Raw genomic sequence first — 25,372 nt, 5'->3', positions numbered from 1 at the left:
ACACGTACAAGGAACAGCATCGTGATCAAATTGAAACTGGACAACGTGAACAAACAATTGGGCGGCGTGCGGATTCTTCGCGACGTTAGCCTGGAGATTGCTGCGGGTGAATTCGTGGTGTTCGTTGGCCCTTCTGGCTGCGGAAAGTCGACCCTGCTGCGACTGATTGCCGGACTGGATTCGATCTGCGGCGGCGACCTGCTGATCGACGGGCGACGGGTCAACGACCTGGAACCGCGCGAGCGTGGCGTCGGTATGGTGTTTCAGTCTTATGCGCTGTACCCGCACATGAGCGTCTACGACAACATCAGCTTTGGTCTCAAACTGGCCAAGACTGAAAAGAGCAGCCTGCGCGAGCGCGTGCTGAAAACAGCGCAAATCCTTCAGTTGGACAAACTGCTGCAACGCAAGCCAAAAGAACTGTCTGGAGGGCAGCGTCAGCGAGTGGCAATGGGCAGAGCCATGGCGCGCGAACCGGACATTTTGTTGTTCGATGAGCCGCTCTCCAATCTGGATGCATCCTTGCGGGTGCAGATGCGCAACGAAATTGCCCGGCTGCATGATCGACTGGGCTCGACGATGATCTACGTCACTCACGATCAAGTGGAAGCGATGACCCTGGCCGACAAAATTGTTGTACTCAACGGCGGTCGCGTAGAGCAGGTCGGTTCACCGCGCGAACTCTATGAACGCCCGGCCAGCCGCTTTGTCGCCGGTTTTCTCGGTTCGCCCAGAATGAACTTTCTGACGGCGCGCCTGCATGCCCCGGGCGAAACCAGCCTGGTCGATACTCCCGTTTTGGGTATGACCTCCCTGCCCTTCGACAGCTCGAACCTGGCGGCAGACGCCCCGCTTAGCCTGGGAATTCGCCCGGAACACATGTCGCTCAAGGCGGCGCAGGGAACTGCCGGCGTCGTCGTTACCGCGGTCGAATACCTGGGCAGTGAAACCTATGTGCACCTGGATACAGGTCAGGACGAGCCACTGATCTGTCGTTGTGAAGTCAACGCCGGATGGCAGGCAGGCGATCGGGTCGAACTGCAGCTGGACTTCGACAACCTGCACCTGTTCGACGCCGACGGCACGGCCTTGAGGCGCCACCCACAAGTCATTGAAACCCTGCCGGATGACGTCTCTCCACGCTCAGTCCGAGCAGGCGCCCTATGACCTTATCTTTGAATACCATGAGCGATCCAATGTCTTCGTCCCTTGACCTTGCGCAGCGCGCACTGGGAGACAGCCTGTCTCGCGTCATCCAGGATTATCGACCCGGTTATCATATTTCCCCGCCGGCAGGCTGGATGAACGACCCTAATGGGGTAGTGTACTTTCGTGGCGAATATCACGTTTTCTATCAGCACCACCCCTTCGACGCGAAATGGGGCCCGATGTATTGGGGCCACGCCAAGAGTGCCGATCTGGTTCATTGGCAGCACCTGCCCATTGCGCTGGCACCCGGCGATGACTTCGACCGTGACGGATGTTTTTCCGGTAGCGCAGTGGTGTGTGGAGACACCTTGGCACTGATCTACACCGGACACACCTGGCTGGGGGAAGTGGGTGATGAACGCTTGATCCGACAAGTCCAGTGCCTGGCCACCAGCATCGACGGCATCCGGTTCGTCAAGCATGGCGCAGTCATCGAGACCGCGCCGCAAGACACTATCATGCACTTTCGTGACCCCAAGGTATGGAAGGAGGATGACTATTGGTACCTCATTGTCGGCGCACGTCTGGGCGATATGCCGCTGCTTCCGCTGTACCGTTCCACGGATCTGCATACTTGGGAGTTCCTTGATTATGTGTCCAGCGGCAGCGAGGGCGATGGCTATATGTGGGAGTGCCCGGATCTGTTTCGACTGAACGGACGCGATGTGCTGCTGTACTCCCCCCAAGGCATGCTACCCCATGGCTACGAACGGCTTAACAAGTTCCAGACTGGTTACCGAGTGGGCCGACTCGACAACGAGTGGAACTTCACCGGCGGGCCTTTTATCGAGTTGGATAACGGCCACGATTTCTATGCGGCGCAGACGCTATTGGCCGCCGATGGTCGACGCCTCGTGTGGGCGTGGCTCGACATGTGGGAAAGCCCGATGCCGAGCCAGGCCCATCACTGGTGCGGCATGCTCGGATTGCCACGCGAACTTGAACTGTGCGCAGATCGCCTTTTCGTGTATCCGGCACGGGAGCTCACCGCTCTGCGAATGACGCAATTGCCTGGTACGCCGTGGTGGGAGGAGTCGGGAACCCGGTGGGTGCCGGAAGTGAATGGCGATATGCTCGAAATCCATGTGCATCTGGATTTGTTCGGGTGCACCGACGGCCACTTGGGAGTCGCCTTGCGTTGCAGCGACGATGGCCGTGAAGAAACCCTGCTCTACTACGATGCATCACTGAATCGCCTGGTGCTTGACCGCAGCCGCTCGGGTGCGCAAGTCACAGGCCAGCGCAGCGTATCGATAGACCCGATACAAGATCGACTGGAACTGCGCGTGTTCCTCGATCGCTCGTCCATCGAGGTGTTCGACGAAAACGGACGCTTCAGCCTCAGCAGTCGCCTCTATCCGCGGCCCGACAGTCTGGGCGTGAAGCTGCTAGCAAGCGGGAGTGGCGGGCGTGTCTCGATTCCCAAGGCATGGCCTCTCGACTCGGGATGGCTATGAGCGGCGTCATTCGGGTCGCGAGAAGCGCGGGCCATGTGTCATGATTCTGCGTCAACCTGACCGGCCTCACTTCGCATGACTTCAGTGAAAGACGTTGCACAGCTGGCCGGCGTGTCCCTGATGACGGTTTCTCGAGCGCTCAACACTCCGGAAAAACTGAGCCCCGAAACTCTTCTGCGGGTGCGTCGTGCCATTGATGAACTGCAATTCGTACCGAGCCTGTCGGCACGCAAGATGCGCGGCGACAACCTCCAGTCGCGAACCATCGGTGTGTTCGCGCTGGACACCGCGACCACACCATTCGCGGTCGAGCTGCTGCTGTCCATCGAGCAGACCGCGCAGCAAGCCGGCTGGAATGTATTTATCCTCAACCTGTTAAGCAACCCGCCCACCGACCAGAACATCGACCTGATGCTATCGCACCGTCCGGACGGCTTGATCTTCAGCGCCATGGGGTTTCGCCAGGTGTGCATTCCCGAGCGATTGAAGAGCAAACCGCTGGTGCTCGCCAATTGCCTGGCAGATGACAGCCGTCTCGTCAGCTATGTACCAGACGACGAAATGGGGCAGTATCGGGCCGTACACTACGCGTTGAACCTCGGCTATAAGCGCCCTCTGTGTATCAATCTGCCAAAACAGAGTCTGGCCTGGGGCCTGCGACAAAAAGGCATGCAGCGCGCCTGTCAGGCATTCGGACTGGCGCCTGACGCGCTCCTGCAATACGACCTTTCCGATCATGATGCCTATTGTGAAACAGCAGCTATCCTCGACCGGCACGTCATTGATGGTCGTCCCCAATTTGATATTCTGATCTGCGGCAATGACCGCATTGCCTTTTGTGCCTATCAGCTGTTGTTGGGCCGTGGCCTGAAAATTCCCAACGATGTCGCCGTGCTCGGCTACGACAATATGATCGGTATTGCTGAGCTGTTTATCCCGCCGCTGACCACGGTGCAACTGCCGTACTACGAGATCGGTCGCAAGGCTGCACGGCACCTGATAGAGACCCTCGACGTATCGGGAGCCCAGCCAGTTGATTGTCCATTGGTGGTTAGGGCATCGCTATAAGATTTAGTTAATTCGGTGATAGCGCCCCCCGCTTGCTTTCGATTTGCCACTGGCCTGTCACCGACCACTTATGGCCCAAAGTGTGCTGCATTCCTGCACTCCAAGCCTACCCTTCCGCTGTTCCTCTGACTTTCGACGCACAACCTACAGTTACCGCGCCCGCAAGTGCGGTCACTCCGGAACGAATTGGCGGTAACTGGGATTCCAACCCTTGGGTCTGGGCGGTTCCGTTCAAGCAGTCGATTCCGTGATCGTCCCTATCGTCGCCCTCGCCTACATGGCCTGGCTCATCTAAAAGGAGCCACGGGGATGAGTCGACGCCTAGCGTCTTCCTGCCAACACAAGAAATTGGTTTACGACGATAAAGAACGGCGCGTTTGGTGCAGTTGATTGTGAAACAGAAGTGGAGGCCTTCGACGCGCTCATAGGGCTCGTTGAGGTATTCAGCGGTGGTATGAGTTCGATACAGCGACGTCGCCGTTCACTGGAAGAGGCCGAGAAACCCCAGATAAGAAGCTGATAGAAACATGCGCAGACGAAGGACCACTGGACGAAGATTGAAGAGAGGTATTTGACTCGAGCCTTCAAGGACGCCCGGGAGGCGGCAGACTGCTACAAGGGATGGAGGAGGAAGAGTTGCCGGACTTTCACAAAGTGCGAGTGCGCTGTCGCTGCACCTTTACAAGAAAGCCGGAAAGGATGGTCAAAAAATTGCGGGCCATGCGAGCGAGGGCATGACCAGAAACTACCAGCGAGACCACGAGGAAATCGTCTGGTCCGAAGCAATTCCGGACCTGAATATCAGCGAAATCACCGGGTAGTTTTGCGCCAGTTTTGCGCGGGTTTTGCGCAGACGCAAAAAAGCCGATCTATATGATCGGCTTAAGTGTCTGATTCTACTCAGAAAATATGGTCGGGACGGAGTGATTCGAACACTCGACCCCTAGCACCCCATCTCCTTTTTCATACTTCTTGAAAGCTTCCAAAATTTTACTCTGGATTTTTCTAAGCTAGTATTTACTTGAGCTCCAGCGGTGTTCTGCTCTACGAGAGTCCAGTAACGTCCATCAAGAGCCGACGTTTTTGTGGGGGGAAAAGTAGGGGGAACTCATTTTATGGCCAAAATCACCATCAAAGAACTCGAGTCGCTGACCGCCGATGATGCCGGCCGGATCCTCAGGGAGGACGGCAATCTCGCCGGTCGAATCTCAATCCGTAAGGACGGCGTGTCGGTCAGCTTTTTCTATCGCTATCGGTGGGGCGACCAGAACAAAGAGTACTCCTGCGGGTCCTGGCCGCGCAAATCCCTGACGGACATCCGCAAGGCCCGCAACCAGGCCCGGGCGCTCATTGATGAGCAGATCAATCCCAACGAACACAAGAAAACCGCCAAGGCACAGGCGCATGCCGCAACGAACGCAGAGGCCGAGCAGGTAAAAACGGCGAAGGTGCAAACGCTGACCGTCCAGGATCTGGCCAAAGCCTGGCTGTTGGACGGCGTGGCGCGCAAAGATGGCAATGCCGAGTTGCAACGGCGCTTTAGTAAGGACCTTTACCCAGCACTCGGCAAGACCGCGGTGAACAATGTTTCCGAACACGATATTCGGGCGCTGATCCGCACCGTGGTCAACCGCGGCGCTCACCGGCAAGCGATCAGCTTCTTCGCCGACCTCACCCAGATGTTCAGCTGGGCCAGAAAGCGCCAACCTTGGCGGGCGTTGCTGGTTGAGGGAGATCCGACGGAGCTGGTCGACATCTCCCCTCTGATCCCAGCCGACTACGAAGCCGAACGAAGCCGCATCCTTTCGCCGGCTGAGCTGTTGGAACTGCACAACCGCTTCCAGCAAATGACCGCCGATTACGACGCCCTCCCCGCGGGCCAAAAATACGACGGCATTCGGCCGCTAAAGAAGGAAACGCAGCTCGCGCTCTGGATCAGCCTGGGCACCTTGTGCCGGATTGGCGAGTTGCTCCAGGCCGAATGGAAAAATGTCGATCTGGAACAGCAAACCTGGTTCCTCCCCAGTGAAAACGTCAAAGGTACCCGGGGCAAGAAACAGGACCACCATGTCTTCCTCTCCCCCTTCGCCCTGCATTTCTTTCAGGAACTGAAGACCCTAACGGGACATTCCCAATGGTGCTTCCCGAACAAGCTGGATGATGGGCATGTGGACGTAAAAGTGGTGAGTAAACAGGTCGGCGATCGCCAGGCGCGGTTCAAAAACCGCAAGGCCCTCTCCAGGCGGCGTCATGACGATACGCTGGTCCTTGCCAACGGCCAGAACGGTGACTGGACACCGCATGACCTGCGCCGAACGGGAGCGACCATGATGCAGGCCTTGAGTGTCAGCCTGGACGTCATCGATCGCTGTCAAAACCATGTGCTGGCCGGCTCTCGGGTGAGACGCCACTACCTGCATCACGACTATGCCGAAGAGAAGAAACGCGCCTGGAATCTGTTGGGCGATCGACTCAGCGCCGTATTGTCCTCAACCTACGAGCACCCAGCGATCGAGTCGATGATGTCCTTTCCAGACTACGCAGCCGCAGAGACTCTGCCGTCGTCATAAGTCGAATTCTTATAACGCTGAACTCCTTGTAGTTATGTATATATCGCTGAGAGCTCGGTTCGGGTCGATTCCGACCCGACATGACACGCAGCAATCGGCCAATAGCGGTATAGCTGGTTCTGTTATTTTCCCGCTGACAGATCGTCGGAGAGCTTACTTGCACGTCAGTTATGTGAAACAGAGGTATGCTATTAAACAACTAACACTAATCGCGTATACGCCCCTTCCGCCATAGGCAGAGCACTACCAGAAACCCGCCCATCGACATCAGTGCTGCACAGAGAAATATCGCAGCAAAACCAAAACCTGACGCAACCAGGCCCATCACCGGACCGGCCATCCCCACTGCAATATCGAAGAATAATGAAAGGGCACTGAGCGCCGAGTTACGGTTCGCGGCCGGAGTGCTGGCCAATGTCTCCACCCCAAGCCCCGGGTAGACCCATGACACCCCTATGCCGGTCAGCGCGCCGCCGGCAATTGCCAGCGCAGGCGAAGGCGCGAGCCATATCAGCAGCATGCCCAACGTCTGCACAAGCAGGCAGCCGCCCACCACTTTGTACCCTCTGAATCGCTGCAGTATTCCCGGCGACGACAATCGGGCAACGATAAAGCCTGCGCCGAAACCACTTAAGCAATAAGCGGCGTGGTTCCAGCCGAGACTATCGAAATACAGTGCGACGAAGGCCGTAAGCCCGCCAAATCCTACCGAGCTGCAAACCAGGACCAGGCCGTTGGGCATGACCGCGAACAGGACTCGATAAAAAGCCAGCCGGGCGCCTGCAACCAATGGCGCTGGGCGCTTGCCCAGAGCCAAAAGCAGGAACGCCAAGCCAAGCAACACGGTGCACAACCCCACACTGGCGATACCCATCGAATTGCGCAGCAGCACACCCAGTGGCGCGCCAACAGCCGTGCCGCCGTAAGCCGCTATTCCGTTCCACGACATGACCTGTGCCGCCCGAGGGGCACCACATAACCCGATGGCCCAGGTGCAGCAGGGCGTGGAGATCATGGCCGTGGACGCCCCCAACACCAGCCTCCCCAGCAGTAATAGCGTCAGGGTCAACCAGGGTTGGGTGGGCAGGATAATGGCGAGCGCCGTCAGGGCGCCGCTCAACATCAAGCCACTGAACCCGCACACAACCGCGTATTTGGCACCCAGGCGATCAGCCACGCCACCGGCCAAGGGGCGGGCCAGGAGCGTCGCCAGGTACTGCGAGCTGATCACCACACCCGCGAAAACCGAGGTCAGGCCCAGGTCATTGAGGACATAGCCCGGCAACACCGCAAGCGGCAAGCCACTGCATATGTACGAGATAAAGTTGAAGCTGATAATGGACAGGATCAACCAATCGCTGCGGATTGCCTTGCCGTTGCTACGGATTGAAACACCGATATCGCTCATCACTCATGCCGCTCTATACCTCGTATGACATCCGCCAGTAGCTGCGGGTGTGATACGAACGGCTCGTGCGCCGTATCTATCTCGATAACCACGCCCGCGCCGGCACGTTGCGCAAAACGGCGTTGCCAGTCGACGGGCAGGATGTTGTCGCGCAGTGTGATGATGTAACTCGCCGGAATCATTCCTAGGTATCCCGCACGACTGATGGAGTCTGTCGCCACACAGAGTGGCGTCGTGTCCTGACTCACTTCGCTTAACAACCAACTCAGGGTTTGCTCACTCAAGTCCTGACCGAACATGGCCACCGCCAGCGCTTGAGGGGTTGTTTGCGCGGGGTCCAGCGGCCAGCCGACATGTTCCGGGCTTTCGCCATGCAGCGTTGTGCCAAGCAACTCGAGAATCGATTGGCCTTCACTGGGCAATGCGCAGGCCAGGTAAAGCAGCTGCGAATACAGTTGCGGAGCAGCCAACACCATCATTGGCAGCACGACCCCCGCAATGGAATGCCCAAGCAACACGGCCTGGTTCACGCCGAGTGCATGCAGGTCGTCATTAAGTTCCTTGACCACATCGTCGAGCCGCAGGGACGCAACATCTCGGCCGCGTTTCTTGCCGCACCCAGGCATATCCAGAGTGATCACTCGTTCGAAACATCCGGGGTGTTGGTTTAACGCCTCCACAAAAGGCCCCCAACACCACGAGCCATGGTTGCCGCCATGCAGCAATACTAAATCAGTCATGCGCACACTCCTTGCTGCGGGCGCCGGTGGTCCCTGTTTTGATCACTTGATTGCATAGCAGCCCACGGCGACGACGTATCCATTAACCCGCTGCAGAAAAGTCCTCTTGTATTCGTTCTGCCCGGTCATAGGGTTGCGCCATTGATAGGTGATCTCGCCTGCTTCATGCGCGTTCATCTGCTTGAGTATGTCCTCGCCAATCGGCTTGCCGTCGGTTGAGCGCAATGACTTGAAGTCGGTGCCGATCAGCCGGGGCGAAAAGCCGTGAGCGACGAACCGCTTGGTTTTCAGGTCCACCACAAAGGCGTAAAGATCATCCTGGGTAAGCTGCTTATCGTGCTGATTAATGAGCTCGACGGTGGTTTTCGCGTTGCTGGCAACTTGCTCGGAAATCTGGCGCAGCAGCTGTTGTGCCTGCTCGGGGCTGGACCGTGGCATGTAGTAACCCACGGAGATCACCCGATCTTTCACTCGTTGATAGAACACGCGCTTACGCTCGACCTTGCCGTGTTGCCAGTTCCACCAGCGGTATTCGGCGCTACGCACGATGCCGTCTTCTGGCTGCGAAATGGCTTGCTGAAATACAGCCTTGAGGTCGTCGTCCAGAACGCTGACCACCGGTTTTCCGACCAGTGAAACCGAAGGCCCTCCGCTGACAAGCATCACACCGGAGGTATCGACCACGTAGATGTACAGCTCACCATCGACATAGGCGCCCTGGCGACTGAACTCGGCCAGGGCGGTGTCGCCCTTGGCTTTGTATTCGGCGACAGCTTTTAACAGCAAGGCGTTGGCACGCTGGGTGTCGGCACCATAGGCATCCACTGGCGCTTGTTGAGCCATGCCGACAAGAGAGACAAGGCACAGGCCAAGAACAGTGAACGCTCGATAGAGGCTCATGGGTGTTGTTCCTCTGGTGATCTTTTTGATGGCCGAAGGTCCACCGTCAGATTGTCAATCAGCCGCGTTTTGCCGATGCGCGCCGCCACCAGAATCACAAAGTGAGTATCGGAGCTGGTCAGAGGTTTTAAATCCTGAGCATTCCTGACTTCAAAGTATTCCGGCTGAAAACCGGCGTCGCTTATACGTTGATTACATTCAATCAACTGGCGCTCAGTCACCCGCCCCTCAACCTGGATACTCGCCGCCATTTGCTTCAAACAAGCGTAAAGGACGGGGGCCACCGAACGCTCATGGTCACTCAGATAGCCGTTGCGCGACGATAATGCCAAGCCGTCCGCGGCCCGGATCGTCGGTGCACCGACAACGTCAGTCACCATATTGAGATCCCTGACCATCGAGCGGACGACTGCCAGCTGCTGATAGTCCTTTTCCCCGAAAACCGCCACGTCTGGCTGAACAATGTTCAGCAGCTTGACGACGACAGTGGCCATGCCATCAAAGTGACCAGGACGTGCCGCACCGCAAAGACCTTCAGACACGTTCGGCACACTGACGATGGCCTGATTGAGCATTCCATCTGGATAGATCTGTTCGACAGCAGGGGCAAACAGCGCATCACACCCGGCGTTGACCAGTCTTTCGAGATCGGCGTCGGGGGTCCGAGGATAGTTGGCCAGATCCTCATTCGCCCCGAACTGGAGTGGATTGACGAAGATGCTGGCGACCACAAAATCGGCTCGCTGCTTTGCGCAATGAATCAAGGCGATATGACCGTCATGCAAGTTGCCCATTGTCGGCACCAGCGCGACTTTCTTGTTTTCACCTCGTGCACGGGCCACGAGCGCACGAAGCGCGCTAACCGTATCGACTGTCAGCACCGCTTCACGCCTCTTGGACTAATTGAGCTTCGATTGCTTCAAGCAAACGAGGATCATCAGCCGCAATGTCTGGAGCGAAACGAGCAACGACCGTGCCCTGCCGATCAATTAGAAACTTTTCGAAATTCCAGAGTACGTCCGTTGTGTTTTCTGACTCGATGCCATAACCCTGCAGACGCTCCCGAAAAGGGCCCTCACCCGTCGTTTCAGGTTGTGCGGCAGTCAGCTCGGCGTAGAGAGGATGCTGGTCCGCGCCGACAACCGAGACTTTCGAGAACAACGGAAAGTGAATGTCATAGTTCACTGAACAGAACTCAACGATTTCCACATCGCTACCCGGTTCTTGTTCCTTGAAGTTGTTGGCGGGGAAACCCAGTATTTCCAGGCCTTGGGATTTTTTGTCTTGGTACAGTTTTTCCAAGCCCTCGTATTGCGGGGTCAGCCCGCATTTTGAAGCGACGTTGACCACTAACAGGACCTTGCCCCGATAGTCGCCAAGGGTGCGGACGCTTCCATCGATCTGCTTCATCGAAATGTCGTAAAGGGAATTACTCATCTGTTTGCCTCATGCAAATGTGCTTCAAAGGGTACGGCCGATGATTTCTTTCATGATTTCCGAGGTGCCGCCATAGATGCGCGCAACTCGGGCGTCGACCCAGGCGCGGCTGATCTTGTATTCGCTCATGAACCCGTAGCCGCCATGTAATTGCAGGAATTCGTCAAGCAGCTTGCCCTGCATTTCCGATCCCAGCAGTTTGGCCATTGCCGCGATTTCCGGCGTCAGTTCACCGCGCATCACTTTGGCCAGGCAGTCGTCGACGAACACCCGCAACATGGTGGCCTGGGCCTTGGCTTCAGCGAGTTTGAAGCGGGTGTTCTGGAAGTCGAGCACCGGTTTTCCGAAGACCTTGCGCTCCCGGGTGTAGCCGATGGTTTCTTCCAGCAGCGTGTCGATGGATTGCGCGGCACGGATCGCGATGATCAGGCGTTCCCAAGCCAATTGATGAGTCAGGTATTTGAATCCCATCCCCTCCTCACCCAATCGATTGCCGACGGGCACCCGGACTTCATCAAAAAACAATTCGGCAGTGTCTTGCCCTTTCAGGCCAATCTTTTCCAGCAGACGCCCCTTGGCGAAGCCGGCTCGGTCTTCCTCAACGCAGATCAGGGTGAGTTCCTTGGCCGCCGGATCAATCTTGGTGGCGGTGACCACCAGCCCGGCATTGCCGCCGTTGGTGATAAAGGTCTTCTGGCCGTTGACGATGTAGTCATCACCGTCACGCCGCGCCGAAGTGCGCATGGCACGCAGGTCGCTGCCGATACCCGGCTCGCTCATGGCGATCACGCCGATCAACTCACCACTGACCATACGTGGCAGCCATTGCTGCTTCTGCTCTTCGCTGCCATAGGCAACGATGTAAGGCGTGACGATTTCCGAGTGGGTGGTGAAACCCACGGCGGTAGCGTTGGCCCGCGCCAGCTCTTCGATCATAACCGCCGAGTGACCGAAGTCGCCTCCGGGGCCACCGTATTCTTCGGGCACCGTGGAGCATAACAAGCCGTTCTCACCGGCCTTGAGCCAGACTTCCTTGGGAACGATGCCGTTCTTTTCCCACTCATGCAGGTAGGGCACGATTTCGCGGTCGACGAAACGGCGGGCCTGATCACGGAACATGTTGTGGTCTTCTCGAAATACGCCACGCATTTTGCTTACTCCAGATCGATTCTTGTATTGGGCGATGGGTAATCAGCGGTCCTGGTAATTGGGATCGCGCTTGTCGACAAAAGCCGCCACCGCTTCATGATGGTCTTCGGTGTGATGCGCCAACGCCTGATACGCCGCCGACAATTCCAGAAGCGAATCGAGGCGCATATGTTGGCCTTCGCGCAGCAGACGCTTGCACAGGCGTAACGCATGACCCGGGTTGCTGGCGATTCGGCGCGCGAGCGCCTGCGCTTCCGATTGCAGCGTTTCGTGGGTGCAGACTTGCTCGACCAGGCCCCATTCCAGCGCCTTGGCTGCATCGATAGCGTCACCGGTAAACGCCATCAGACTGGCTTTCGGGATACCAATGATGCGCGGCAACAGCCAGGCGCCGCCGTCACCCGGAACGATGCCCAGGCGCACGAAACTCTCGGCGAAGATCGCCTTGGGCGCCGCCAGCCGGATATCGCACATACAGGCAAGATCGAGGCCCGCACCGATCGCCGGGCCGTTAACCGCGGCGATCACCGGGATATCCAGCTCATAAATCGCCAGGGGAATACGCTGAATGCCGTCCCGGTAGGTATTGCGCAGTTCATACGGCGAGCCGGCGAAAATGCCGCCGCGCTCGTGCATGTCCTTGACGTTGCCACCGGCACAAAAAGCGCTGCCATTGCCGGTAAGCACCATGACCCGCACCGACATATCACGGCGCAGCTCGGCGCAGAGATCGACAAACTCCTGGATCTGCTCGCGCGTCGTCAGGGCATTGCGCGTGTCGGGATGGTTCATGCGCACAGTGACGATGCCGCCCTCACGCTCAATCTGAAGAAACGGGCTCATACCGGATTACTCGCGAGACGGGTTAAAGGTTGTTGGCCATGGCTGGTGAGCAACGGCCAGTATCCATCGCTGCCGCCTTGGCATATTTGAGTACCCAGGCGCTGACTCCAAAGGCTGGCCGAGCCGAATTCACTGCGCCACGCCCACAACCGACGGGTGAGCAGATGCAGCGGATATTCCTCGGTAAAGCCGATGGCGCCATGCACCGAATGGGCGATGCCGGCACCGACGCTGGCGGCTTCGGCTGTGCTGATTTTTGCCGCGGCAATGGTCAGCGCGGCGAGCCCCGCACTGGATTCCGTGAAGGCCGCCTCGGCCGCGATGCCGGCGGCGGCAGCCTGCTCAGCGAATACTGCGAGCTGTTGTTGAATGGCTTGAAAAGAACCGATTGCCTTGCCGAACTGCTTGCGTTCACCGGCATAGTTGGCGGTCATGTCCAGTAGCGCGTGCAACGCCCCGGCGGACTGCGCCGCGCGCAGCATCGCGCCGCCCAATTCCAGGACATTGGCGTCGAGCCCGCTGGGCAACGGTGCTTGCGCCAATACCTTGGCACTAGTGAAACCCAAATCATCGCGCGGTTCGCCCGCCACATTCAGACTCAACGTCAGTTCGCTTGCAGCGCTACGCGGCAGCAGCACCACATGCGCAACACCGGCTGGGCTATTGGCGATGGCGACGACCGCTTCAACGTTGCGCCCCCAAGGGACCGAGCAGGCGGTGCCATAAACGCGCTCGCCATCAAGCACCAGATCGGAATTGGCGGCCACGCTGATTGCACCCGCCCTTCCCTCCAGGCCGGCCTTGCTCAGCAGCCAGTTGCCGAGCAAGGCCTCACCCAGTGGCGCGGGCACTGAAAAGCGCCCGGCGGCACGGACCAACACATACATATCGGCCCAACTGGCTTCAGCGCCGCCCAGCGCTTCGGATACACCCGCCTGGGTGAAGCCCGACTCGTCCAGCGCGGCCCACAACTCGGCCGGCCATTCGCCGCCTTCACAGCCCATCACGTAAGCCGGCGTCGCCAGATCGGCAAACAGGCGTTCAATCGTCGCTTCGAATATCTCGCGCATTATCGCAACCCCAGGCCGCGGGCAATGATGCCGCGCAGAATTTCGCGAGTGCCCCCGCGCAGTGAGAATGAGGGCGCCATCTGTGTCAGGTAGGCCAGCACGCATGCATGCTCGCTGCCGCCGTCCTGCCGTGGCTCGGTTTCCAGCAACAGCTGGGCTACCTCGGGGATTTCCTGCTCAAAAGCATTGCCAAGGTCTTTCACACAGGAGGCCGCCCAGGCTGGATGTTCACCCGCCGCCAACTGTGCCGTGACCGACAACGACATATTGCGCAGCGTCAGCAGCTTGGCCGACAGCCGTCCGATCTCCCGCGCTTGTAGTGCGTCAGGGGTCTTGCCCACTGCGTCGATCAGTGTTTTCAACAACGCCATGCAACTGAGGAAACGTTCAGGGCCGCTGCGTTCGAAGGCCAGTTCAGCGGTCACCTGATCCCAACCCTTGCCCTCAGTGCCAATCAAGGCATCGGCGGGCAGCCGCACATTGTCGAAAAACACTTCGTTGAAGTGCTCGCCACCGGCCAGGTCGCGAATCGGGCGGATGGTGATGCCAGGCAGGCTAAGGTCGACGATGAATTGCGACATGCCCTCATGCCGGGCCGCTTGTTTCTCACCGGTACGCACCAGGGTAATCATGTACTGCGAATGGTGCGCGTTTGTGGTCCAGACCTTCTGGCCATTGACTAGCCAGCTATCGCCATCACGCACAGCAGTGCTTTTGATCGAAGCCAGGTCCGAGCCGGAATTGGGCTCGCTCATGCCGATGCAGAAGTAACTTTCACCCCGGCAAATGGCTGGCAGGTAGTGCTGTTTTTGTTGCTCGGTACCGAAGCGATTGATCAGCGGCCCGCTTTGCCGGTCGGCGATCCAGTGGGCCGATACCGGCGCACCGGAGGCCAGCAATTCTTCAATGATCACGTAGCGTGCAAAAGGACCCGCCTCGCCACCGCCGTAGGCTTTGGGCAAGGCCATGCCGACCCAGCCTCGCGCGCCGAGTTTCTTGCTGAATTCAGCGTCGAAGCCCATCCAGGACTGCGCACTCAAGGTGGGTGGGTAATCGGCCAGTGTGTCGAGAATGAACGCCCGCACTTCGGTGCGAAGCGCTTCCGCCTCGGGAGGAATATTGCTGTAGGAAAATTGACTGATGGCCATATGCGCTCTCTAACGCTGAACACAGGCGCAATCGCTTCGAACGAAGCGACCACAGAACGGCAACCGCTCCACAGTCGCCGTTGGCCGGCGACTGTAGGAACAGCGGCAACTTACAACGCGGTTTGCGCGTCAGCCTCGGCGAACATCGCATTGATGTCGCCGGAGGTGACCGGCTTGTTGTCGTGGCGACCGTGATCGGCACCACCCAAGCCCAGCGCTGGCTCGATGCTGACGTGCGTGGCCTGAGCCCGCAGCGCGCCGACGGTGCAGTTTTCCCGACCATGGATGGAGAACGGATCAAAGGAAAACTCACGCATGGCGTTCAAGTGAGTGACTTTGTCGATCATTTCTTTAGGCAGGTGCTGCAACCCTTCCCACGCGGTCTCTGGCGAGTTCGGCCAGGTGCAGTCGGAGTGCGGGTAATCGCTTTCCCATGTGACCATCTCGGCGTTCAGATAATCGAGGTTCTTCAGGCCGAAATTATCTTCAATGAAGCAGGTGATGAAGTGCTTGTTGAAGATGTCGCTAGGCATCTTCCCGTCGAAGTTTGAATTGGTCCACGCGTTATGGTGACGGTGGGTGAAGTCAGCACGCTCCAGCAAATAAGGAATCCAGCCGATGCCGCCTTCGGAAAGCGCCATGCGCAGGTCCGGGAATTTCTTCCACATCGGCGCCCAGATCCAGTCAGCGGCGGAGTTGGCGATGGAAATCGGCATGGAGGTGATCCAGGCGTCGATAGGCGACAAATCCGAAGCGTGTTGAGCTTTCACGCCGGTACCGATATGACAGCAGATCACCACCTTGTTATCGCTGCAGGCTTTCCACAGCGGGTCCCAGTAATCACTGTGGATCGACGGGTAGCCATGAATAGCCGGGTTGTCCGACAGCGAAAGTGCGTGCACGCCCTGTTTGGCCAGACGCTCGACTTCGGCAGCAGCGGCTTTCATGTCCCACCACGGCACGATCATCAGCGGAATGAAGCGGCCTGGCGCAGCGTTGCACCAGTCGTGCAAATGCCAGTCGTTGTAGGCCTGGATGGCCGCCATCGACACGTCGCGATCAGCGTGTACCTGGAAACGTTGCCCGGCAAAGCCCGGGAAGGTGGGGAAGCACAATGAACCGAGCACGCCGTTGGCGTTCATGTCGTCGACGCGGTCCTTGATGTTCCAGGTGCCACGGCGCATTTGCTCGTAGCCCAGCGGCTCCATGCCGTATTCCTCTTTTGGTCGACCGACCACGGAATTGAGGCCCATGTAGCCAGTGGCCTGTTCCTCGAAGACCCACACATCACGATCACCCTTTTTGACCACATGCGGCTCACGACCCTTGAAGCGGGCAGGCATGTGGCGAGCAAAAGCATTCGGCGGCTCGATCGCGTGGTCATCGACACTGACAAGAATCAGATCTTCAACTTTCATTGTTTTCCCCTTCGCATTCGGGCTTGTTGTTGTGCCTGAATCATAGTGCACATCTCGACTTAATTAAACACATTTTTTGAATCTGTTCATATTAAATCAAATGCATCCCCCCATCAGTCCCACAGCACGTGCAGATAGTGCGGACCGCGCAGCTGTGCGCCGACGATCTGCGGCCCGGGTTTGTCAGGGTCGAGACGGATGTTGGGCATCAGATCGAGGATTGCATTCAGTGCGCAGTTGATCTCGGTTTTGGCCACGAATTGACCGATACACATGTGTGGGCCAAAGCCAAAACCAAACGAAGGTTTGGGCTTGCGGTCGATGTCGAATTTATCGGCGTTTTCGAATGCATCTTCGTCGCGATTGGCTGAGGTCACGATGCATTGCACCATTGCCCCTTTGGGGATGGCTACACCGCGAATCTCCAGGTCCTTGGCGGCCTGACGCACCTTGAAAGTGGCCACAGGCTCGAAGCGCACCGCTTCGTCGATGGCCTTGTTTACAAGGCTTCGGTCATTACGCACCCGCTCCAGCACATCCGGATTTTGCAGCAGCAACGACATCAAGGTACCGAAGGTGCGAGTCGTGGTTTCGCTGGCAGCCGGGAGCAGTGAGCGTACAAAAGTGGCGATTTCATGATCGTCCAGCGACCGTCCTTGATACTCCGCGTTGATCAGCCGGCTGATCAGGTCATCGCCCGATGCGCCCTCAGCGCGACGCTCGGACACCACCACTTTCACCACATCGTATAGAGCCTGAGCGGCCTGCATGGCGGCGCCGCGGGCCGCGGCGGCTTTTTCCGGATCGACTTGCGGGCCCGCCAGGATGGCCAGCGCCCAGGCCGCGTACTGCTCGATCTGCTCGGGACGATCCTCGGGAAAGCCGATCAACGAGTAAATCACCCGGATCGGAAAATACAGGGCAAAGTCCATCAGGTCGGCGCCCTTGGCCGGCACCATCGGCTTGAGATACTCCTCGCGAATCACCCGATCGATCTTGGTTTCCTTCCAGCGATTCACCGTCTCGGGCATGAATACCGGTTGCAGCAGGTTACGGATGTTCTTGTGAGCATCCCCGTCCATTGCGGTAAGGATCAAACCATCGAAAAACGCCCCCAGCCCCTCGGCGATAAAACCGCTGGTAAAGGTGCCGGCGTCACGCATGACCGCCATGACATCGTCGTATTTGAACAGTGTGAAGGTCGGCCGGCTGGCATCCAGGCCGGCAATCGACGGCACGCCCAGACTCGCCATGAAGTTGCCTTGCAGCACAGGCGAATTGGCGCGCATATCGCGGTAGGTCGCGTGCAGGTCGATATCGCTGGTACCGCGATAATTACTGGCTACATCGGTGAAAGCCTTCGTCAGGTCGTTCTGTGCCGGTGTGGACATGATCGTCTCCGCTATTTTTGTCATTATTTTTTGTCAGGCAGCTGCTGAAGGCCATACCTTCCGACTGATAATAGGCCTGACTAGATCTGTATTGGACACTTATTAATATTTCGATCAACTATTTGTGCTGCGAGACGTGTCAGTAGGCCTGCTGCACCAGTGTCATGCGGCCACCCGCCAACATCAGGGCGCAGTACAGCCCCAGCTCTGCCACCTGGGCGTCAGAGAAAAACTCCCCGAGTCGCAAGAAATGCGTGTCGTCGATCTCCAGGTAATCGCTGGCAAACAATTCGGCATAACGCAACGCGGCACGTTCGACTGGCGTGAAGGACTCGCTGTCTGTGGCCATGCACGCAATATCCTCTTCCGTCACTGCGTCGGACTTGCGCGCCAGTTGGCAGGCCTGGCAAGTGGTGATGCTGGCGATTTTCAGCCGCACCAACTCGCGCAAACGCTCATCAAGCAGGCTGTCGCTGTGCAGGCTCTCCATCAAACCCAGCCAGGCCAGGGCTACCTTGGGTCGGTGAGCCCAGACCTGCACCGGCGTCGTTGAACTGAGCATGCGACTGCGCCGGCCCCGCTCTACCGCGTCTTGCAACGCAGACGGCATGGCATCCAGCGGGATCAGCGGTAGGCGTGCCATCTCAATCGAGCCGTTCGATGATGGTCGCCGTGCCCATACCGCCGGCGCAGCAAATGGCTTGCAAGCCAAAACGCCCGCCTCGGCGTTCAAGCTCGTTCAACAACGTGGTCATCAATCGTGCACCACTGGCGCCCAATGGATGACCGAGGGCAATGGCGCCACCATTGACGTTCAACTTGTCGTGCGGCACACCTGTCTCCTGCATCCAGGCTAGCGGCACCGAGGCAAACGCTTCATTGACCTCGAACAAGTCGATGTCGTTGATGTTCAGCCCAGCCTGGCTCAACACCTTTTGAGTGGCAGCAATCGGGCCGGTGAGCATTAATGTCGGATCGGAACCGACGGTTGTGAACGCCACAATCCGCGCTCGAGCCCTGAGCCCGAGTTTTTTCGCGGTTTCGGCACTCATCAACAGCAATGCCGCTGCTCCGTCGGAGATCTGTGACGAGTTACCAGCAGTGATGCGGCCGGTATCCGGACGAAAACTGGTTTTAAGCGTCGACAGCTTTTCCCGCGAAGTATCACGACGAATGGTTTCATCGTGGCGCAACACAACAGCTGGCTCCGTCAGCACCTGCTCACGTAGCTCCTCGACCGCAACCGGCACTATTTCATTATCGAAATAACCGGCATCGGACGCCGCGGCAGCGCGCTGATGGCTGGCAAAAGCGAAATCATCCAGCGCATCGCGACTGAGCGCCCACTTGTCGGCGATACGCTCAGCAGCCTCGCCCTGACTGGTCAGTTCATAGCGTTGCGCTGCCATCCAGCCAAACGCCTCGCCGTGGATTTCACGATTACTGCCCATGGGCACGCGGCTCATGTTTTCCGCGCCACCCGCCACCACGATATCAGCGGAACCCGCCGCGATAGCACCAACGGCCAAATGCACGGCCACTTCGCCCGAACCACATTTACGGTCGATGGTCAGCCCCGGCACGCTGACCGGCCAACCGGCGCCGAGCAAGGCCGTGCGGGCAATGTTGGCGGACTGTTCGCCAATTTGCGTGACATTGCCAAATATCACATCGTCGACCAACGTCGGCGACACATCGACCCGTTCCAGCAAGTGACTGAGCACCAGCGACCCGAGGTGATCGGCGCGCACGCCGGCCAGGCTGCCGCGGAACTTGCCGATTGGCGTGCGTACCGCATCAACTATGACGATGTCTTTCATAACGCACTCGCCTTGAGCCCTGAACCCGGTACTTGTTTACCGTCTTCGTAGCGGTAAACCCCCTGCCCCGACTTGCGCCCAAATCGTCCGGCAGCGACCATTTTGATGATCAGTGGGCAGGGCCGAAATTTTTCGCCCAAGGTCTGGTGCAGATAACGCAGAACAGACAGCCGCGTATCCCAACCGGTCAGGTCACCCAGTTCCAACGGGCCCATCGGATGGTTGAAACCCAGACGTAGTGCCGTGTCGATGTCTTCGGCGGTCGCGGTGCCTTCCTGCAGCATCCACATCGCCTCGTTGCCCAATAGTGCGGACATGCGGCTGGTGGTCAGTCCGGGCGATTCATTGACGATGATGGAGGTTTTGCCGATCTGATCGCACAGGTTGCGAGTGCGATTCACCACTTCATCACTGGTAGCCAACCCCCGCACGAGCTCCACCAGTTTCATTTTGTGCACAGGGTTGAAGAAGTGCATGCCGATCACGCGATCTGCACACTCCACTGACGCCGCAATTTCGGTCACGCTGAGGGCCGACGTATTGGTCGCGATAATCGCGTCCGGTGCCAGCAGTGGCGCCGCTTGCGTGAGCACCGCTTTCTTCACTGCCAACTGCTCGGAGACCGTCTCAACCAGCCAATTGGCGCCACTCGCTGCTTCAGTCAAGTCGCTGCAGGTCAGTAGATTGGCCAACGATTGCTGGGCTTTTTCTTCGCTGACTTTGCCCAGGCGCACGCCATCGGCAAGGATTTTTTCGATGCTCGTCCTGGCGTTTGTCAGGGAGGTGGCATTGGTATCGACCAACAACGTACTGAAACCGGAGCTGGCGAACGCATGCGCAATACCGGTGCCCATCAGACCCGCACCGACGACGACTACTTTTTCTTTATTGGCGTTCATGTTTGGCTCTCGATTAGGCGCGGTTCTTTTTACTGACCACATTGCGCAACGTGCCAATGCCTTCGACGCTGGCTTCGACCACATCGCCTTCCTTGAGGAACAGACCGGTGCCCATCCCCACTCCCGCCGGCGAACCCGTGAACAACACATCGCCACAGGCAAAACTCGAGCGCTGCTGGACAAAGCGGATCAGATGATCAACACCCCAGGTCATTTCGCCGGTGGAGCCGTCCTGGCGCGTTTCACCATTTACTTTCAAGGTCAGGCGCAGCGTTGGTGACCCTTGCGGAAATTCATCCTTCGTGACGATCCAGGGACCCAGCCCGGTGGTCTGATCCTGGCTTTTGGCCGCGAACAGATCCATGCCAATACCCGCCGGCCCGCTACGCTGCAGGTCTCGCGCGCTGACGTCATTGCCAACGGTGTAACCGAGCACGCAAGCGAGCGGGTTTTCCAGGTCAATCTCGTCAGTACCGATGACCGCCACCAATTCAACTTCGTGATCGAGCTCCTCAGTCAACGGTGGAAAGCGGATCGGGTCATTGGCGCCAATCAGCGCGCCATAAGCCTTGAGAAAGGCGACTGGCTGGGACGGCGCACTCAATCCAAACTCCACCAAATGCTTGGCGTAATTGGCGCCTGCCACGACCACCCGGTTGACGGGTTCTATCGGTGGCAGCAGGCGCACTTTGGAGAGTGGCAGCGCAGGCCCGGCGAAACGCAACGAACTGATGCCGCGTCCGGCAGCCACGCCGGGCGCCCAATCCTTGAAATTGCCGGAAATCGGTGTCACCTGATCTTGGGCGACATCGACCACCGCCCAAAAAACGCCCGTTTCAAAATACTCACATCGCGCCAGTTTCATCAGGCACCTACCTTGCCCAACTTGGCAGGATCGATGTGCAGCAAGCGGCATGCGTTTTCATAGCGAATCTTGCGCAAGTCGGCGTCGGACAACTTCAGGCCATGGGTCAGGTCGTGACGCACGGCATCGCTACCGCCGAAGTTGCTGCCGTACAGCACATGGTCTGCACCGATGATATCGACCAAGGCTTGGCGCATCGGTACTTCATGCAGCTCAACGTCGAAGTAGAAGTTTTTCATGTACTCGAGCAGCGGCTTTTTGTTGTATTTGACGTCGAGGTTCTCGTTGGTCTTGGCCAGACGACCGAGTTGGTACGGGACATAGCCGCCGCCATGGGTGATGTACACCTTAAGGTCGGGGAAGCGATCCAGCACGCCGCCGCAAATCAGGTTCCAGAAACAACGGCTTTCGTCGTATTGCATACCCACGATCGCGGTAGTTTCGTAGCGGTCGTCGTTGGCGTTCTTGCCCCAGGTGACCGACTGGTTGTAGCCGTGAATAAACATCGGCAGATCCAGGTCACAGAGGGTTTTCCACACCACGTCGAGTTCCGGCGAATCGAACTCCAGGCCGCCGAAGTTGGCGCCGCCAGCAACCAGACCTTTAGCGCCCAGTACGGTGCAGGCGTAACGCAATTCAGCCGCCGCCGCTTCTGGCGCATTCAAAGGCACGTGAGCCCAGAACATCAAGCGATCAGGGGCCGCGGAGCAGTATTCCGCGAGTGTCTCGTTGACGGTGCGGGCGAAAGGTACGGCGAATTCGGCTTCGGTCCAGTACATGTAGCAGTGGGATGGGACGGAAACGACCTGCAAATTCTGTCCCGCTGCGTCCATGCCAGCCAAGCGTACTTTCGGATCAGCCCAGCGCGCAAAATACTCTTCAAGCTTGGGACCCTTGCCGGAGCGCACGGCAGCCTTACGCTCTGGCGACCCAAGACCGAGAATCCAGTCACCTACACGCAGCTTGATATCGCCATCGGCGTGCTGCTCGAAGAACGGCCCCCAGTGAGGGTGCTGGTTGTAATAGCCAGGGTGCGGTGCGTGGGCGTGAAGATCGATAAGCATGTTTAGGTACCTCGAAGTTGGCACTTTTTGTTGGTTATTTGCGCGGTGCTTTCACGCGGCCTGGATCAAATTGCCGCGAAAAGGGGAAGCCGACGGCTCACTGCTAAGACCAGAGCTTAAGATTAAATTGAGCAGAAATCAAAATACTGTTCAATTTATTTTATTGGCGCGCGGAGAGGCCTGACCCAGAGCCCTCGACCCGAGTCGAAAAATGCTTTGCGAGGTTAAAAACTACGAGTCAGCCTTGAAAAAGAATGGAATGCAGGTGGCAGAAAATTCGCGTACGAAAACGCAAAGCCCCCGATAAACGGGGGCTTTGGTTAGCGCGATGGGTAGTTCTTTAAGGTCAGCGGCGGGTGCGCGAGGTAGAACCCATGATCAGCGCGCCCAGGAGTTTTTTCACCCGGACCGGGAACAATCGACGCCCTGCGGCTTCTGGCACGAGGATTTCGCTCAACACGTAACGAATGATCATTTCGCAGATCAGCTCACGGTCAAGACGCACCCCGAGGCGTTCGTCCCAGTCGTCGAAAACGATGCCCAGGCCATCCTGAAAGCGCACGATCGAATCGTGGAAAATCCGTCGGAAGAAGCCCAGCGCGTAGTCGGGCGCAACCACAAGAAGACGACGAGCCCGACTTTGCTCTAGATAGTTATCGAGATAGGCAAATAGCGCATTCAAGCGCGCTTCCGGATCACTGATGTGACCGAGTTCCTGGGACAGCGAGCTGTGAAAACTTTCGCGCTTGTGGCGCGAAAAGGTGTCCAACAAGTCCTCCTGCGAGGCGAAATAGCGATAAAAGGTGCCACGGGAAACGCCCGCTACCTGGCACACATCCAGAATCGAAATACGATCCGCGCCAGACATCAGCACGACTTCTTCAGTGGCTTTAAGGATGTTGGCAATGGTTTCTTCCGAACGGCGATTCGGCTTTACCTTGGTGCCTGCCACTGAGTTGGCAGCAGCACGTCGCTCTACGGGTTTAGCCGGGCTCGCCCCTGCTTCAGATGGCGCATTTTTTTTGGATTTGGGAGCCGGCGCAGGCGCCTCTGCTTTCTTGGATGCGACTTTTGGCATGGCGTGACGGGCTCATGAAGAGTAAAGATTGTGCAACGTTACCACAGGATCTGTGCATAAATAACACTATATGTTCAACTTATTGCTAAAGACATTTGATGAGTTTGTATTTAGAATCGGATTCTCTCTTCAAAATAAAATCAGGCAACCCGACCGGTTATGGGTGCCTAAAAGGAGAAAACTGATGGGTAGCAGTGGAAATCCAGACACCTGGACAGTGGGAGAACGAGACACTGTCATTGATGCGTTAGATCGTGCGGTAGCAAGGCATCCAGACAAAATATTGCTGGATTTCAGCGGTGAGTTATACACATATGCTCAGGTTGACTCACTTTCCACCAAGATGGCCAACGCACTTGCCACCCTGGGCGTCAAGGCCGGTGAAACCGTGCTGACGATGCTGGATAACAACATCGATGCCGTCACCACCTGGCTGGCCATCAACAAGCTCTGCGCCGTGAGTGTGCCGATCAACACCGCGCTCAAGGGCGAGTTCCTCCGCCATCAGATCGCCGATACCGGCACCTCGGTGGTGATCTGCGAAGCGGCCTACCTGCTGCGCATCACACCACTCGCCGAACAACTGCAGGACGTACACCACATTCTTCACCGTGGCACCCTCGAGGCAGTTCCTGATTGCCCGATTCGTATTGCGCCACTGGATGAATGGCGTGGCCATGACGCCACCCCACTCGCCAATAAACCGCGACCTTCAGACCTTGCCTGCCTGATTTACACCTCGGGCACCACGGGCCCTTCCAAGGGCTGCATGATCAGCTACAACTTCATGTGCAATCTGGCGCGCCTGCAACTACGTGCCGGTCCGGCCAGTGCCGACGACGTCACCATCACGCCGCTGCCGCTGTTTCACATGAATGCGCTGTGTGTATCGATCATTGCCAGCATTCTGGTGGGCGCGCGCGCCGCCATTCTTGCGCGATTCTCGGTCTCGAATTTCTGGCCGGAAGTGGAGCGCTCGGGCGCGACCATTGCCTCGATCCTGGGTGGCATGGGCGGCCTCCTCGCCCAGGCGCCAGACAACGAAGCGATGCTGCGCTGCGTCGGGCAGATCCATACCGCCCGTGGCAACCCTTATACCGAAGAAACCAAAAAGATCTGGCGCGAGCGCTTCGGCACCAAGCTGGTAGGCGGCAACGGCTATGGCCTGACCGAAGCCTGCGTTATCACTTCGCTGGCTGCCGGGGAATACGCCGCGCCCGGCTCGTCGGGTAAACGTATTGCAGATTTTGACGTAAGGATCGTCGACGACCTCGATCAGGAAGTGCCGCCCAACTCCCCTGGCGAAATCGTGGTGCGCCCGCTCCGTCCCGACATCATGTTCCAGGGCTACTGGCGTCGTCCGGAGGATACCCAGAAGCTGATGCGCAATATGTGGTTCCACACCGGCGACGTTGGCAAATTCGATGATGTTGGCTTCTTCTACTTTGTCGACCGCAAGAAGGACTACATGCGTCGCAGGGGGGAGAACATTTCCAGCTTTGAAATGGAAGCAGCCTTTGCTTCTCACCCGGCACTGGCCGAAGTGGCGGTGCATGCCGTGCCTTCAGATAAAGGCGAGGATGATGTGAAGGTGACTGCCGTGCTGCATGAAGGCGTGACGCTTGAGCCGGAGCAACTGTTCCATTGGGCCACCGACTCGGTGCCCTACTATGCCTTGCCGCGCTACATCGAGTTTCGCAGCAGCTTGCCGAAAAACCCGCAGGGCCGGGTGTTGAAGTATCTGCTGCGCGATGAAGGTAAAACCGACGCCACCTGGGATCTGGAAACCACATCGATCGTGGTGTCCAAAAAGTAACAGTACTACCTGGCATGTGTCG

The 25,372-nt window shown here is 57.9% G+C and carries 22 protein-coding genes and 1 pseudogene; 6 read left to right on the top strand and 17 right to left on the bottom strand.

Features of this window, described 5'->3' with window-relative positions; translation table 11 throughout:
* Window positions 1–21: 21 nt before the first annotated feature.
* The 5 genes and pseudogenes from FHL16_RS09720 to FHL16_RS09695 all read left to right on the top strand — a co-directional run bounded on the left by FHL16_RS09720 (window position 22) and on the right by FHL16_RS09695 (window position 6,304).
* Entirely contained in the window at window positions 22–1,167 is a 1,146-nt protein-coding gene (locus FHL16_RS09720; RefSeq protein WP_077748106.1) for an ABC transporter ATP-binding protein, read from the top strand.
* Complete coding sequence (locus FHL16_RS09715; protein WP_077748105.1) at window positions 1,164–2,666, top strand: glycoside hydrolase family 32 protein; 1,503 nt, start codon at window positions 1,164–1,166, stop codon at window positions 2,664–2,666. Before FHL16_RS09720 ends, FHL16_RS09715 begins: the two co-directional genes overlap by 4 nt.
* A gap of 75 nt (window positions 2,667–2,741) precedes the next feature.
* A complete protein-coding gene (locus tag FHL16_RS09710; RefSeq protein ID WP_077748104.1) occupies window positions 2,742–3,734 on the top strand; it encodes a LacI family DNA-binding transcriptional regulator in 993 nt (330 codons plus the stop codon).
* Window positions 3,735–4,257: 523 nt separating this feature from the next.
* Window positions 4,258–4,555, top strand: a pseudogene (locus FHL16_RS34395) (integrase); the annotation flags it as partial.
* 294 nt (window positions 4,556–4,849) lie between these two features.
* Entirely contained in the window at window positions 4,850–6,304 is a 1,455-nt protein-coding gene (locus tag FHL16_RS09695) for a tyrosine-type recombinase/integrase (protein WP_077748103.1), read from the top strand.
* A 205-nt stretch (window positions 6,305–6,509) separates the two neighbouring features.
* Here FHL16_RS09695 and FHL16_RS09690 read toward each other — a convergent pair whose 3' ends face one another.
* The 17 genes from FHL16_RS09690 to FHL16_RS09610 form a co-directional block, all read right to left on the bottom strand.
* Window positions 6,510–7,712 carry an MFS transporter gene (locus tag FHL16_RS09690; protein WP_077748102.1) on the bottom strand — a complete coding sequence of 401 codons (1,203 nt, stop codon included), beginning with the start codon at window positions 7,710–7,712 and terminating at the stop codon, window positions 6,510–6,512.
* Window positions 7,712–8,452 (bottom strand): alpha/beta fold hydrolase, encoded by a 741-nt coding sequence (locus FHL16_RS09685; RefSeq protein ID WP_077748101.1) that lies wholly within the window; start codon window positions 8,450–8,452, stop codon window positions 7,712–7,714. Before FHL16_RS09685 ends, FHL16_RS09690 begins: the two co-directional genes overlap by 1 nt.
* Before the next feature lie 42 nt (window positions 8,453–8,494).
* Window positions 8,495–9,352: a cache domain-containing protein gene (locus tag FHL16_RS09680; protein WP_077748100.1), complete on the bottom strand. Its 858-nt coding sequence runs from the start codon at window positions 9,350–9,352 to the stop codon at window positions 8,495–8,497.
* A complete protein-coding gene (panC, locus tag FHL16_RS09675) occupies window positions 9,349–10,233 on the bottom strand; it encodes a pantoate--beta-alanine ligase (RefSeq protein WP_077748099.1) in 885 nt (294 codons plus the stop codon). Before panC ends, FHL16_RS09680 begins: the two co-directional genes overlap by 4 nt.
* Window positions 10,234–10,237: 4 nt before the next feature.
* Window positions 10,238–10,789: a glutathione peroxidase gene (locus FHL16_RS09670; RefSeq protein WP_077748098.1), complete on the bottom strand. Its 552-nt coding sequence runs from the start codon at window positions 10,787–10,789 to the stop codon at window positions 10,238–10,240.
* 24 nt (window positions 10,790–10,813) lie between these two features.
* Window positions 10,814–11,938, bottom strand: coding sequence for an acyl-CoA dehydrogenase family protein (locus tag FHL16_RS09665; RefSeq protein WP_057005060.1), 1,125 nt, complete (start codon window positions 11,936–11,938; stop codon window positions 10,814–10,816).
* A gap of 42 nt (window positions 11,939–11,980) precedes the next feature.
* Window positions 11,981–12,781, bottom strand: coding sequence for a crotonase/enoyl-CoA hydratase family protein (locus FHL16_RS09660; RefSeq protein ID WP_057005059.1), 801 nt, complete (start codon window positions 12,779–12,781; stop codon window positions 11,981–11,983).
* A complete protein-coding gene (locus FHL16_RS09655) occupies window positions 12,778–13,851 on the bottom strand; it encodes an acyl-CoA dehydrogenase family protein (RefSeq protein WP_077748097.1) in 1,074 nt (357 codons plus the stop codon). The genes FHL16_RS09660 and FHL16_RS09655 overlap by 4 nt, the downstream gene beginning before the upstream one ends.
* The gene (locus FHL16_RS09650; protein WP_077748096.1) at window positions 13,851–14,999 is read right to left on the bottom strand and encodes an acyl-CoA dehydrogenase family protein; all 1,149 of its coding nucleotides are present in this window, start codon (window positions 14,997–14,999) and stop codon (window positions 13,851–13,853) included. Before FHL16_RS09650 ends, FHL16_RS09655 begins: the two co-directional genes overlap by 1 nt.
* Before the next feature lie 110 nt (window positions 15,000–15,109).
* Window positions 15,110–16,417, bottom strand: coding sequence for an amidohydrolase family protein (locus FHL16_RS09645; protein WP_020300775.1), 1,308 nt, complete (start codon window positions 16,415–16,417; stop codon window positions 15,110–15,112).
* Window positions 16,418–16,530: 113 nt separating this feature from the next.
* Window positions 16,531–17,808 (bottom strand): cytochrome P450, encoded by a 1,278-nt coding sequence (locus FHL16_RS09640; protein ID WP_060766155.1) that lies wholly within the window; start codon window positions 17,806–17,808, stop codon window positions 16,531–16,533.
* 139 nt (window positions 17,809–17,947) lie between these two features.
* Window positions 17,948–18,451, bottom strand: a complete 504-nt coding sequence (locus FHL16_RS09635; protein ID WP_177346230.1) for a carboxymuconolactone decarboxylase family protein — start codon at window positions 18,449–18,451, stop codon at window positions 17,948–17,950.
* Window position 18,452: 1 nt separating this feature from the next.
* Complete coding sequence (locus tag FHL16_RS09630; protein WP_020300778.1) at window positions 18,453–19,628, bottom strand: thiolase family protein; 1,176 nt, start codon at window positions 19,626–19,628, stop codon at window positions 18,453–18,455.
* Window positions 19,625–20,527 (bottom strand): 3-hydroxyacyl-CoA dehydrogenase, encoded by a 903-nt coding sequence (locus FHL16_RS09625; protein WP_020300779.1) that lies wholly within the window; start codon window positions 20,525–20,527, stop codon window positions 19,625–19,627. Before FHL16_RS09625 ends, FHL16_RS09630 begins: the two co-directional genes overlap by 4 nt.
* 13 nt (window positions 20,528–20,540) lie before the next feature.
* Window positions 20,541–21,392, bottom strand: a complete 852-nt coding sequence (locus FHL16_RS09620) for a fumarylacetoacetate hydrolase family protein (protein ID WP_020300780.1) — start codon at window positions 21,390–21,392, stop codon at window positions 20,541–20,543.
* On the bottom strand, window positions 21,392–22,456 hold the full coding sequence (locus FHL16_RS09615; protein WP_020300781.1) for an amidohydrolase family protein: 1,065 nt from the start codon (window positions 22,454–22,456) through the stop codon (window positions 21,392–21,394). The genes FHL16_RS09620 and FHL16_RS09615 overlap by 1 nt, the downstream gene beginning before the upstream one ends.
* Before the next feature lie 346 nt (window positions 22,457–22,802).
* Window positions 22,803–23,534 (bottom strand): TetR/AcrR family transcriptional regulator, encoded by a 732-nt coding sequence (locus FHL16_RS09610; RefSeq protein ID WP_032904476.1) that lies wholly within the window; start codon window positions 23,532–23,534, stop codon window positions 22,803–22,805.
* Between the two features lie 184 nt (window positions 23,535–23,718).
* Between FHL16_RS09610 and FHL16_RS09605 the strand changes: the two genes are divergently transcribed.
* Window positions 23,719–25,350 (top strand): ATP-dependent acyl-CoA ligase, encoded by a 1,632-nt coding sequence (locus FHL16_RS09605; RefSeq protein WP_032904478.1) that lies wholly within the window; start codon window positions 23,719–23,721, stop codon window positions 25,348–25,350.
* The last annotated feature ends 22 nt before the right edge of the window (window positions 25,351–25,372 follow it).

The organism is Pseudomonas sp. FSL W5-0299, from assembly GCF_005930655.1.
Classification (GTDB): domain Bacteria; phylum Pseudomonadota; class Gammaproteobacteria; order Pseudomonadales; family Pseudomonadaceae; genus Aquipseudomonas; species Aquipseudomonas mandelii.
The sequence above is the reverse complement of the archived record's forward strand: the minus strand, read 5'-3'. Positions and strand labels throughout refer to the sequence as shown.